14 protein-coding genes and 1 tRNA gene are annotated in these 12,320 nt (G+C 38.9%); 7 read left to right on the top strand and 8 right to left on the bottom strand.

Annotation, left to right across the window (positions count from 1 at the left end; genetic code table 11):
* Positions 1-42: 42 nt before the first annotated feature.
* The 4 genes from C4S38_RS01770 to C4S38_RS01755 are packed head-to-tail and all read left to right on the top strand — an operon-like array spanning position 43 to position 2,486.
* Positions 43-603 carry a nitroreductase family protein gene (locus C4S38_RS01770; protein ID WP_103982290.1) on the top strand — a complete coding sequence of 187 codons (561 nt, stop codon included), beginning with the start codon at positions 43-45 and terminating at the stop codon, positions 601-603.
* Positions 600-1,367, top strand: a complete 768-nt coding sequence (locus C4S38_RS01765; RefSeq protein ID WP_103982289.1) for a Rossmann-like and DUF2520 domain-containing protein — start codon at positions 600-602, stop codon at positions 1,365-1,367. Before C4S38_RS01770 ends, C4S38_RS01765 begins: the two co-directional genes overlap by 4 nt.
* Positions 1,360-1,881: a KdsC family phosphatase gene (locus tag C4S38_RS01760; RefSeq protein WP_103982288.1), complete on the top strand. Its 522-nt coding sequence runs from the start codon at positions 1,360-1,362 to the stop codon at positions 1,879-1,881. Before C4S38_RS01765 ends, C4S38_RS01760 begins: the two co-directional genes overlap by 8 nt.
* 23 nt (positions 1,882-1,904) lie before the next feature.
* Positions 1,905-2,486 carry a Maf-like protein gene (locus C4S38_RS01755; protein ID WP_103982287.1) on the top strand — a complete coding sequence of 194 codons (582 nt, stop codon included), beginning with the start codon at positions 1,905-1,907 and terminating at the stop codon, positions 2,484-2,486.
* Here C4S38_RS01755 and C4S38_RS01750 read toward each other — a convergent pair.
* From C4S38_RS01750 to C4S38_RS01720, 7 genes are all read right to left on the bottom strand, one after another.
* Positions 2,483-2,857, bottom strand: coding sequence for a cyclic nucleotide-binding domain-containing protein (locus C4S38_RS01750; protein WP_103982286.1), 375 nt, complete (start codon positions 2,855-2,857; stop codon positions 2,483-2,485). The genes C4S38_RS01755 and C4S38_RS01750 overlap by 4 nt on opposite strands.
* Positions 2,858-2,864: 7 nt before the next feature.
* Positions 2,865-3,893 (bottom strand): FAD:protein FMN transferase, encoded by a 1,029-nt coding sequence (locus tag C4S38_RS01745; RefSeq protein ID WP_103982285.1) that lies wholly within the window; start codon positions 3,891-3,893, stop codon positions 2,865-2,867.
* Between the two features lie 81 nt (positions 3,894-3,974).
* Positions 3,975-4,538: a manganese efflux pump MntP gene (locus C4S38_RS01740; RefSeq protein WP_103982284.1), complete on the bottom strand. Its 564-nt coding sequence runs from the start codon at positions 4,536-4,538 to the stop codon at positions 3,975-3,977.
* Positions 4,539-4,541: 3 nt separating this feature from the next.
* Positions 4,542-5,063, bottom strand: a complete 522-nt coding sequence (locus C4S38_RS01735; RefSeq protein WP_103982283.1) for a nitroreductase family protein — start codon at positions 5,061-5,063, stop codon at positions 4,542-4,544.
* A complete protein-coding gene (locus tag C4S38_RS01730) occupies positions 5,060-6,013 on the bottom strand; it encodes a glycosyltransferase family 2 protein (protein ID WP_099465004.1) in 954 nt (317 codons plus the stop codon). Before C4S38_RS01730 ends, C4S38_RS01735 begins: the two co-directional genes overlap by 4 nt.
* Positions 6,014-6,028: 15 nt before the next feature.
* Positions 6,029-6,568: a DUF4199 domain-containing protein gene (locus C4S38_RS01725; RefSeq protein ID WP_103982282.1), complete on the bottom strand. Its 540-nt coding sequence runs from the start codon at positions 6,566-6,568 to the stop codon at positions 6,029-6,031.
* 120 nt (positions 6,569-6,688) lie between these two features.
* Positions 6,689-6,762 (bottom strand) — tRNA-Thr (locus C4S38_RS01720).
* A 400-nt stretch (positions 6,763-7,162) separates the two neighbouring features.
* Between C4S38_RS01720 and C4S38_RS01715 the strand changes: the two genes are divergently transcribed.
* The 3 genes from C4S38_RS01715 to gcvT all read left to right on the top strand — a co-directional run bounded on the left by C4S38_RS01715 (position 7,163) and on the right by gcvT (position 10,948).
* The gene (locus C4S38_RS01715) at positions 7,163-8,566 is read left to right on the top strand and encodes an amidophosphoribosyltransferase (protein ID WP_103982281.1); all 1,404 of its coding nucleotides are present in this window, start codon (positions 7,163-7,165) and stop codon (positions 8,564-8,566) included.
* Positions 8,567-8,628: 62 nt separating this feature from the next.
* On the top strand, positions 8,629-9,849 hold the full coding sequence (gene pepT / locus C4S38_RS01710; RefSeq protein ID WP_103982280.1) for a peptidase T: 1,221 nt from the start codon (positions 8,629-8,631) through the stop codon (positions 9,847-9,849).
* A 13-nt stretch (positions 9,850-9,862) separates the two neighbouring features.
* The gene (gene gcvT, locus C4S38_RS01705; protein ID WP_103982279.1) at positions 9,863-10,948 is read left to right on the top strand and encodes a glycine cleavage system aminomethyltransferase GcvT; all 1,086 of its coding nucleotides are present in this window, start codon (positions 9,863-9,865) and stop codon (positions 10,946-10,948) included.
* Between the two features lie 87 nt (positions 10,949-11,035).
* Here gcvT and C4S38_RS01700 read toward each other — a convergent pair whose 3' ends face one another.
* On the bottom strand, positions 11,036-12,223 hold the full coding sequence (locus C4S38_RS01700) for a glycoside hydrolase family 10 protein (RefSeq protein WP_103982278.1): 1,188 nt from the start codon (positions 12,221-12,223) through the stop codon (positions 11,036-11,038).
* Positions 12,224-12,320: the final 97 nt, after the last annotated feature.

Genomic DNA, 12,320 nt, shown 5'->3' with positions numbered 1-12,320 from the left:
TTGCAAAATATGACTTAAAAGTCCGTACAAAGGAATATAAAAATGGGAAATTTCACAACACTTATAAAGAATAGAAGAAGCACCCGGAAGTTTACGGAAGAATTGCTCTCTCCTGAACAAGTAGAACTTATATTGAAAGCAGCCTTAATGTCTCCTGCTTCTAAACGGAGTAATCCGTGGCAGTTTGTTGTTGTCGAAGATAAAGAGATGCTGAAAAAGCTGGCAGCTTGTAAAAAGAACGGTTCTTCTTTTTTGGAAGGTTGTGCCTTGGCTGTGGTTGTTCTTGCAAATGTAATGGAGAGTGATGTCTGGATTGAGGATACTGCCGTTGCTTCTATTTATATGCAGTTGCAGGCAGAAGACCTGGGGCTGGGGAGTTGTTGGTGCCAGATTCGTAATCGTCAGACAGAAGATGATATGGATTCCAGTCAGTACGTACGTAATCTGTTTAACATACCTTATCAACTGGAAGTGTTATCAATAATAGGTTTCGGTTATAAAGACCAGGCACGTAAACCTTTTGATGAATCTCATTTACAATGGGAAAAAATTCATTTGGGCACTTTTAAAATGCCAGGGGAAAACGAAAATGCGGTAAAATGAGAATTGTATTTGTTGGTGCCGGAAACTTAGCTACCCGTTTGTCTTTGGAAATGCACCGGGCAGGAATGATTGTTGAACAGGTTTATAGTCATACTACGGAGCATGCAAAGAGTTTGGCTGAAAAGTTGAATTGTCCGTGGACAACAAACTTGACTGAAATAAAGTCTGATGCCGATTTGTATGTTTTTTCTCTGAAAGATTCAGTTCTTCAGGGAGTTATTGCAGGGGTGAAGTCGAATAATGGATTGTGGGTGCATACGGCAGGAAGTATGCCGATGAGTGTTTTTGAAGGATATGCAAATCGTTTTGGTGTGCTTTATCCATTACAGACTTTTAGTAGGGAACGTGAAATAGGTTTTAAGACTATACCTTTTTTTGTGGAGGCTAATTCGGAAAAGGATAAAAATGTTTTACAGGAAATAGCGAGTGCTTTGTCGGAAGATGTCCGGTATTTATCTTCAGAGAAAAGAAAATACCTGCATCTCGCAGCTGTATTTGCTTGCAATTTTACAAATCATATTTATACTTTAGCTGGTAAAATAGTGGCAGAGCAAGAAATACCAATGAATGTACTGTATCCCTTAATAGACGAAACGGCTGCGAAGGTACATGAAATGCCGCCCCGGGATGCACAGACCGGACCGGCAATCCGGTATGATGAAAACGTAATTAATAAACATCTGGCGATGTTGAATGATCAGGACATGAAAACGATCTATCAACTTATGAGCCGGAGTATACATAAGGAGGCCCAAAATGAGTAATATCAATTATGACCTTACAAAGATTAAAGCTTTCGTGTTTGACGTAGACGGTGTCTTATCTTGTGATGTAATCCCGTTGCATCCAAATGGAGACCCTATGCGTACTGTCAATATAAAAGATGGATATGCCTTGCAGTTGGCTGTAAAGAAAGGGTATCATGTTGCCATTATAACGGGCGGTTATACTGAAGCTGTTGAAATTCGTTTCTCCCGCTTGGGTATAAAACATATTTATATGAAGAGTGCAATAAAGATCCATGATTTTAATGATTTTATGGAAAAAACAGGCTTGTTGCCAGAGGAGGTAATGTACGCCGGTGATGATATTCCGGATTATGATGTCATGAAACTTGTTGGTTTGCCTGTCGCCCCTGCAGATGCAGCTCCGGAGATTAAAAGCATAGCAAAATATATTTCCTTGAAAAATGGAGGTTGCGGTGTAGCGCGTGATGTAATAGAGCAAACATTAAAGGCACAGTCTCATTGGATGAGTGAAGAAGCTTTTGGGTGGTAATGTAATGCAGAAAAGGAGTGGTTATGTTGGATAATTTGAATAACTATAAGATTATATTGGGTTCTAATTCTCCTAGGAGAAAAGAGCTTTTGGCTGGGTTAGGTGTGGCATTTGAAGTTCGTACTATACCTGATATAGATGAGTCATATCCCAGTTCATTACAAGGAGAAGAAATACCGGAGTATATAGCAAGAAAGAAGGCTAATTCATACTTAGATAAACTGGCTGATGATGAGCTGTTGATAACCGGCGATACTATAGTGTGGACATTTACTGAAGTAATGGGGAAACCTGCAAACAGGGAAGAAGCTATTTCGATGCTTTCTAAATTATCCGGCCACGTACATGAAGTTGTAACGGGCGTTTGTATTGTAACAAAAAGAAAACAGGAAACGTTCTCGGTTTCTTCTGCCGTCTGTTTTGCAGAATTATCAATGGAAGAGATTGAATATTATGTAGATAATTTCCATCCGTTTGATAAAGCGGGAGCGTATGGTATTCAAGAATGGATCGGATATGTTGGTGTTGAGGCTATTAACGGATCGTTTTATAATGTAATGGGTTTGCCAATCCAACGTCTTTATAGAGAACTGCAAAAATTCTAATTTAATTGGGTTCTTGTGTCTTTCTGATAATACTCTATTTGGTTCAGGGTTTTTGCTAATGCGGGAAGTATAGGCAAAACCTGCGGATTTTCCGGATCCCATCCCGGATCGTCAATAATCATATCCGATAGAGAATCTGCGTGAATAAATAGTATATGAGATGCTGTTACTGCAGTTGCTATATAATCTGTGTTGGCAGATAACAGAACAAAATGCCCTTCGTTTATTTCAATTTTTGATTTATTATTACTATTGATAATAATGCTCCCGGAAGAGACAAATAATAATAAGTTATTATTTAGCTTCCCTTTTAGTAATATTTTTCCGGCATTTACATCTTTACATTCTAATTGGCTTGCATATTTTTCCATCTTGAGATTAAGGGTTTTCTAGAATAGATAATGTTTGTCGATTAGGGAGATATTGCACCATTCCTTTAGAATACTCTATCTGCTGCTTGCCATTCTCATCCGAATAAATAATAAAATATTCTATTTCCGGTAGCGTATTTGCTATTTTACGGACTTGTTCCAGCCCCATTGCCATAAATGCTGTGGCGTAAGCATCTGCAGTCATGCAATCGTTTGCTATAATCGTTGCACTTAATATGTTTTTTTCTGCCGGGTATCCGGTTCTGGGATCAATTGTGTGGGCATATTTCTTTCCGTCTTTTATGTAAAAATTGCGGTAATTGCCTGATGTTGCAATTCCCCCTTTTTTACAAAGTTGTACCACTTCTTCAATTTCATTCTGAATACCTGTGGATTCATCTTCCGGTTTATTAATTCCTATGCGCCAGCAATCTCCATTAGGATTAACTCCGCTCATTGTTACTTCACCACCAATTTCCACCATATAGTTGGTAACTCCTTCCCGTTCTAGTAAACGGGCAATAATATCACATGCATACCCTTTTGCGATAGCGGAGCAATTTAGCATGAGTCTGGGATCGTCTTTAATTATATTTTTGTCTTTTAAGCGGACTTTCTTATAACCGACAAACTGTTTAATGCTGTCAATCATGTTTGGGGTAACACTATCCATTTTGCTGAAACCGAATCCCCATAAATTGACTAAAGGAGCACAGGTTATATCAAAGACTCCGTTTGTTTTATCTGAGATTTCGCTGGCTTTAAGGAACACCTCGGAAAACCATTCGTCAACTTTGATAGAGTCGTTGTTGTTTATACGTGAAATAATCGAATTAGGATTAAACGGATTCAGTGAATGATTGAAGTCCTGGAATTCTTTATCTATGGCCGTTGTTAATGGTTTTGGCGATTGATATTTGATGTGATAGAGCGTATGAAATACGCTACCACTATCTTCGTAGTACTGACTTTGATTAGTGCAAGCAGTTAATAAAAGAACACCCAGACTTATAAGAAGGCTTACTCTTTTACTCATATTGAGATATTTGTTGCCGCAAAGATATAAAAAATATTCAGATTCAACCGATCCCGGTGTTTTTAAGATTAATTGTCCGGATCAATTGAAAAACAGATGTTCGATAAGTATTTTTGTTCCAATGCCTATTAATATGAGACCACCGATAATATCCAGTTTCAGGTCTATTTTTCTCCCGAAGTGGCTGCCAAAATAAACACCAGTGGCCGATATGATAATGGTAACGATGCCTATTGTTGTTGCTAATAAAAGTAGAGGTTGGTTAAGTAATGCCAACGAAATCCCTATAGCTAGTGCATCTATACTCGTTGCAACTGCTAATCCGCATAAAGTTTTGTTGCAAAGGGGATTGAACTTGCAATCTTCGGATTCAGCTTTTGTGCTTTCATAAATCATTTTTCCTCCCAGATAGAGTAGGAGGGAGAACGCTATCCAATGGTCGAAAGCTTGTATATATTTCTGGAATCCTAGCCCTGCAAAATAGCCTGCGATAGTAAAACAGGCCTGAAATATCCCCATTACCATTGCTATTTTTGCAACATTACCGAATGTGCATTTTTTTATAACAGCTCCACCTGTTACAGAGACTGCCAAACTGTCCATGGACAGGCCAACAGCCAGAAGTAGGATTTCTATAAATGTCATTTGTTAAAATGTTTCCAGTTTTACTGTTTCTTCAATTGCCTTCCGCTTTTTGGGTGTCTCGTCGAACAATGAAGGAGTTGCCGGATAGCCGATAGGTATGATTACTATTGGCTCAACTGTTTCCGGTATATTGAAATGTTTTTTACAAAGTGCAGTGTCAAAGTTACAAACCCAACAGCTTCCCAATCCTTGTTCGGTTGCCGAAAGGCATATATGTTCAGCTGCGATGGCTGCATCAATATCCATGTAATCTTTGCCGTCATTGCGTTTCCACGATTGACTTTGGTCTCCACAAACGACGATAAAACAGTTTGCCGATTTAAACCATTCTCTCGGATAACACTCCTGCAACTTTCTGCATCCGCTTTCTTTTTTTACAATAAGGAAATACCACGGCTGATAGTTGACGGCAGAAGGAGCTAAGCGTGCCGCTTCCAGTATGTAGCTTATCTTTTCGTCTTCAACAGGAGATGATGAATAGTTACGAATGGAACATCGTTTCTTTATTAATTCCAACAAATTCATATTTCAGATTCAATCTTATAATGATTTCTGTTGGGTGAATTTCGGGAGATCAGTTCTCCGATAAATCCTGCCAAAAACATTTGTGTCCCAACAATCATTGCTGTAAGTGAAACGTAGAAGTATGGAGAGTTTGTTACTAAAGGTCTTAAATCTCCGTTGATTATGGATATTAGCTTAGCACTTAGTACAATTACCAAAGCAATAAAGCCGATCAGAAACATTACGCTTCCCCACAGGCCGAAAAAGTGCATCGGTTTCTTTCCGAATTTGGAAGTAAACCATAACGTAATTAAATCAAGATAACCATTAACGAAACGGTTCAATCCGAATTTTGTCGTTCCGTACTTACGTGCCTGATGCTGTACTACCTTTTCCCCGATTTTATGAAATCCTGCAATTTTTGCCAGGTAGGGGATATAGCGGTGCATGTCGTTATATATCTCAATGTTTTTTATAACGATGCTTTTGTATGCTTTAAGTCCGCAGTTGAAATCATGAAGGTTATTGATTCCTGAAAATTTACGGGCCGTGGCATTGAATAGCTTTGTTGGTATGGTTTTAGAGAGCGGGTCATAGCGCTTCTTTTTCCATCCGGAAACCAAATCATACCCGTCTTCCTTTATCATTCTGTATAGTTCGGGTATTTCGTCCGGACTGTCTTGCAGATCGGCATCCATTGTGATAACAACGTCTCCCTGCGTACGTTCAAAACCGCAGTTTAATCCAGGCGATTTTCCGTAATTCCGGCGGAATTTAATAGCTCTTACAATTTCCGGCTCTTTCTTTTTTAAATCTTCAATCACTTCCCAGGAGTTGTCTGTGCTCCCGTCATTTATGAATATGACTTCATAACTGAATTTATGTTCTTTCATAACCCGATCTATCCATGCGAATAATTCCGGCAAAGATTCGGCTTCGTTATACAACGGAATAACTACTGATATGTCCATTTAATTTGTTATTGTTTATTCTTCCTGGCTCTTTTGTGTGATAGCGCCTGATGCATTGTTTCTGCACAGAAGAGCCGCTACCGGTATAGACAATACGATACCATAAAATATATTGTTGAAAATACCCTGAATAGCCATGTGTATCGGAGAAAAATTCATATTGCTGACCGATTCGATGACTTCGGTATTTACATTTGTGTTTTTTAACGTGTCAATTGCCTGATTTATTACATTTGGTAAAAAATTTGGCGGTGCTATAAATTGATAGAATACGAAGTGTTCAAGAGAAACGATTAATGCTGCAAAGAAATATATCATTGTTCCGAAACGCCATGCGTGGAAAAAGCTTATTTCTCCTCCTATTTCTTCTTTATACTTTTTGGTAAGATGATAAGCAAAGAACGGGACGGCTAGAGTCAGCAGTATGTATACATAGTTTAGTATGGAGGCTGAGCCACTGAAAATAAAGAATAAATACTTTACTACCCAGAATATTCCCATTATAAACCCGTAGGTCATTGCATCTTTAATTAGTAAACTCTTGTTTTCTCCCATGATGTAAGCATATTTGAATTCTTAATCACAAAGATAGTATTATTATGATAATGTACAAGAATATTGTCTATAAAATAGAAAAAGGAAGCCCTTGCAGAACTTCCTTTTTTGTTATTTTTGAGCCTCTTGTCGGATTCGAACCAACGACCCCGAGATTACAAATCACGTGCTCTGGCCAACTGAGCTAAAGAGGCAGGTGGGTAAGCTTACTACATCGCGCCGCTACAACCAAGTACCCTTGCTGCGGTCAAGCCCTGGGGGATTCCGAGGGAGCATGCCGTATAGGACTTACCCGGGTGCAAAAGTAGATATTATTTTTTACAATGCAAGTTTTTTGAGCTGTGTTAAGTAATATTTGTTTCTAACAGATTGGTTACCTATATGTTTTATGAGTGTTAAAAAGTGTTTGATTGTCTCTGCTAGGAAAATCCGGGTGTGTTTGGCTTTGTTTTTCTTCTCTGGCAAAATGAATGTTGACAATGTCCTATTAGTTAAATATCGGAAAGAAGATATGTACTTTTACACTATGTCGTTTGGACAATTCTTAAATAATCTTGTACCTTTGCAATTCAAAAATCAATAACACTATAAACGATGGGTGGTTTTTTTGGCACTATTTCTAAATCGGCTTGTGCTACCGACTTGTTTTACGGCACAGATTATAATTCTCATCTGGGAACCCGCAGAGGCGGTATGGTAACGTTGCACAACGGAGTTTTTAGACGTTCAATCCACAATCTTGAAAATTCATATTTTCGGACACGTTTTGAGAGCGAGTTAGACAAATTTGAGGGAAATTCGGGGATCGGTATTATCAGTGATACGGATCCGCAGCCTATATTCATAAACTCTCATTTGGGTAAATATGCGGTTGTGACGGTTGCAAAAGTGAATAATCTGAAGGAACTTGAAGTGGAGTTACTGGAAAGAGGACGCCATTTTTCCGAACTCAGTTCGGGTAGTATTAATCAAACCGAATTGATCTCATTGCTTATTTCGGAAGGAAAAACGTTTGTAGATGGCATTGAAACTGTATTTGAGAAAATAAAAGGTTCGTGCTCTATGTTGATCCTTACCGAAGATGGTATTATTGCTGCACGCGATAAATACGGACGCACTCCTCTTTTAATAGGGAAAAAAGAAGGTGCTTTTGCTGCATCCAGCGAACCTAGCAGTTTCCCTAATTTGGGATTTGAATTGGAATATAATGTGGGACCCGGAGAAATCGTTATGTTGAAGGCTGATGAAATGGTACAACTCCGTAAACCAAATAAGAAGATGCAGGTATGTTCATTCCTTTGGGTTTATTATGGATATCCGGTTTCAGAGTACGAAGGTGTAAATGTTGATGCCTCCCGCTATGCTAGTGGTATAGCAATGGCTAAAAAGGATACGGTGGATGCGGACTATGTTTCCGGCATTCCTGATTCCGGTATTGGTATGGCGTTGGGCTATTCGGAAGGTAAAGGTATTCCTTACCGTCGGGCTATTGTGAAATATACGCCAACATGGCCGCGTAGTTTTACCCCCTCTAACCAGGCTGTGCGTGATTTGGTTGCAAAAATGAAATTAATTCCGAATCGTACATTGCTTCGTGACAAACGTGTGATTTTTTGTGACGACTCAATAGTGAGAGGTACTCAGTTGCGTGATAATGTCAATATATTGTATGGATACGGAGCTAAAGAGGTGCACATGCGTATCGGATGTCCTCCTATTTTGCATTCTTGTCCGTTTTTGGGTTTTTCGGCTTCCAAGTCGGATTTGGAATTGATTGCCCGCCGTATCATTAAAGAACTTGAAGGCGATGATGCTAAAGATTTGGATAAATATGCAGAGACCGGGTCGGAGCAATATACAAAACTGGTGGAATGTATCAGAAAAAAATTGAATATTACAACTTTGAAGTTCAATACTGTTGAAGATCTCATAGCTTCGATAGGATTGCCGAAAGAATGTGTTTGTACACATTGCTATAATGGATCGAGTTGTTTTTGATGAATACAGATAATTTTGTCTATCTTTATAGCATTAATATAAAGAACTAAAAGAGGTAAATCATGAATTTGATAGACAGATTTTTAAAATACGTTACGTTCGATACACAATCGGATGAAGAGACGGGGAATACTCCTAGTACACCCGGACAACTTGTGTTTGCCCAGGAATTAGTAAAAGAACTGAAAGAAATAGGGTTGGAGGATATAACATTGGATGATAAAAGTTATCTGATGGCTACACTTCCTGCTAATACAACGGCGGATATTCCTACCATTGGTTTTGTTGCACACTTAGATACTAGCCCGGATATGTCGGGCAAAGATGTGCAACCGCGTATTGTTACTTATAAAGGTGGGGATATTGTGTTGTGTGCTGAAGAAAATATTGTTTTATCATCATCCATGTTCCCGGAACTGAACGATTATAAAGGGCAGGATATTATTGTAACCAATGGTAAAACATTGCTAGGCGCAGACGATAAAGCAGGTGTTGCTGCTATAATATCTGCTGTAAAATATTTGAAAGACCATCCTGAAATTAAACATGGAAGGATTCGTATAGCCTTTACTCCTGATGAGGAGATCGGTCAGGGAGCGGATCATTTTGATGTGAAAAAGTTTGATTGTGAATGGGCTTATACTATTGATGGCGGTCAGATTGGAGAATTGGAATACGAAAATTTCAATGCAGCGGGAGCTAAGGTGACTTTTAAAGGATTGAATGTTCATCCCGGATATGCTAAGGATAAGATGCTGAATGCATGTTTATTGGCAACCGAGTTTGCTTCCTGGTTACCTGTATCTCAACGCCCTGAACACACAACAGCCTATGAAGGTTTTTTCCATCTTACAGGGATGAATGGCACAGTGGAGAGTGCTACGCTATCTTATATCGTCCGCGATCATACACGTTCTTTGTTTGAACAAAAGAAAGAACAATTACGTATGTTGGTTAAACGTATGAACGAAATGCATCCGGGTAGTACAACTCTGGAACTTCGCGATCAATATTATAATATGCGTGAGGTAGTTGAACCTAAGAAATTTATTGTCGATTTGGCTTTTGAAGCGATGGAGGCTGTAGGTGTTACTCCACTTGTTAAGCCTATTCGCGGAGGTACGGATGGTGCCCGTTTATCATTTATGGGATTGCCATGCCCGAATATCTTTGCAGGAGGTCTTAATTTTCATGGACGTTATGAGTTCCTGCCAGTTCAGTCTTTAGAAAAAAGTATGCAAACTATAATTAAAATAGCAGAGCTTACAGCTCAAAAATCTTAAACACGAAAATAACATGAAAACAACTCCGTTTACCGACGTGCATATTGCACTCGGAGCAAAAATGCATGAATTTGCCGGTTACAACATGCCGATTGAATATACCGGTATTATTGATGAACACATGACCGTAGTGGAGGGTGCAGGTGTATTTGATGTATCTCACATGGGAGAATTTTGGGTAAAAGGCCCGAATGCATTGGCTTTTATTCAGGGTATTACTTCAAATGATGCTTCCGTATTGCCGATTGGTAAAGCCCAATATACTTGTTTCCCTAATGATAAAGGCGGTATTGTAGATGATCTTTTAGTTTACCATTATGAACCGGAAAAGTATTTATTAGTTGTAAATGCCGGAAATATAGCGAAGGATTGGGATTGGTGCGTAAGCCATAACACAGTGGGAGCAGAGCTTGAGAACTCATCGGATCGCATTGGCCAGTTGGCCATTCAGGGACCTAAGGCAACAGAAATATTGCAGCGTCTTACTCCGGTTGATTTATCTTCTATTCCTTATTATTCATTTTTAGTAGGAGAATTTGCCGGTTGCAAGAATGTTATTATATCCAATACAGGTTATACCGGTGCAGGCGGTTTTGAGTTGTATTTCTATTTGGACGATGCTATGACTATCTGGAATGCAATTTTTGAAGCTGGCAAACCTGAAGGTATTAAACCTATCGGATTGGGAGCTCGTGATACTTTACGTCTGGAGATGGGCTTCTGCCTGTATGGAAACGATTTGGATGACACGACCTCTCCAATCGAAGCCGGCTTAGGATGGATTACTAAGTTTGTAGACGGAAAGAACTTTACAAACCGTACAGAATTAGAACGTCAGAAGAAAGAAGGCGTAACCCGTAAGTTGTGTGCCTTTGAGCTGGTTGAAAAAGGTATACCCCGCCACGGATACGAAATTGTTGACGGTAATGACAGTGTAATAGGTGTAGTAACTTCAGGTACTATGTCTCCTGTTCTGAAGAAAGGTATCGGTATGGGATATGTGAAACCTGAGTTTGCAAAAGCTGGTACTGAGATATTTATTAAGGTACGTAATAAAAATCTGAAGGCTCAGGTTGTAAAGGCACCATTCCGAAAATAGTGCAGGCCTGTCGGAAAACAGAATATTTGTAATAAATAAAAAAGTGCACCCGAATAGTTGATTTCAACCTACAGGTGCACTTTTTATTTATTTGAGAGGGAACGATAGCTTTTTACTGTAAGCTTTTTTCAATACATTTTTGAAAGAAGGTATGTTGATGCCTTCATTATAAAAAAAGATTTCACCGGCTACACCAAGCTCTCTGTTTATCCTGAGTTGGGTTTCTAGTAGTTCCGGTGTCATATTGGAGTTGCCACCTTCCATTAAAATTATACCTGGTGCGAATAATTGTTTCGGATTGTTTTTGTCAAGGTAACTTAGTACTTCAGATAATGTAAGACGATAGGAATCTGCCGAATATCGGTAGCATTGTACGGCAAGTAAATCACATTTTCCGTCTTTGCACCATTGAGGCCAGTCTTGCATTAGTTTCTCTTCGCACCAAGGGTATGGATTCGGGGCGAAGCTAACCATAATATCCGGATTTTTATTTTTAACTTTTGCATGCAACTTCCGTGCGAAAGTGTTTAGTATTTCCAATCGCCAGTTTACCCATTCTTGGTTGTTATAATCAGTTGGAGGAAGAGTTCCGTTGTGCTGGCTTTGATATAATGAAACTGTATAAACATCATAGCCTGAATTTCTAGGCATAGCCGGCAAACGATCATCTCCTTGAACTCCGTCGATATCCGGGTAAAGAGTAATGGCCTCTTCTATTAGTTCGATCATAAAATTCTGAACGGCAGGATTATATGCATTGAAATAGTAATCGTGATTGTTGTAGTTTGCCGGTTCTTGCAGGTTGTTAATACCAAGCCAATGCGGGTTTTTTGCCAATATAGGATTTTCTTTACCAATAGGTCGTCCTTCTCCCATAAAACCATATTCAAACCAGAAAAAAACTTTGATATTGTATTTATGCGCTTCATCGATTAAATCTCTTACGGGATCATTTGTCGGACTTTGGTAATCTTTTATGTAATCTGTTAAGAGATAACATTCTTCAGGAGTTTTATAAGTACTGTAATTCGTAAGGACTTTGCTTTTAAAAACCGTTTTGGTTTCGGCATAAGAAACGAGAAAAACAGAGTTCATATTTAATTCATCCATTGACTGGACAAAATCTTTTACACCTTGATAAGTATGTAATACGGATGTGAATCTGGGTGCGGGTATCCATACACCCCGGATGCCTTCTTCTGCAGCTTTGCTTTGCACGCTGAACGAAAAGAGCAGATTTACTATTAAAACCAATGTAAATAATGTGCGGTTCATATTGTTTGATATTTGTGGTTTGAAGTACAAATATATATGATTTACTGATAACAAAGAAGTCTTGAAACCTGAATAAAAGCGAAAGGCGATGCTCCTC

Source organism: Parabacteroides chinchillae, assembly GCF_900108035.1.
In the GTDB taxonomy this organism is placed as follows: domain Bacteria; phylum Bacteroidota; class Bacteroidia; order Bacteroidales; family Tannerellaceae; genus Parabacteroides; species Parabacteroides chinchillae.
This window is presented reverse-complemented; position numbering and strand designations above follow the sequence as displayed.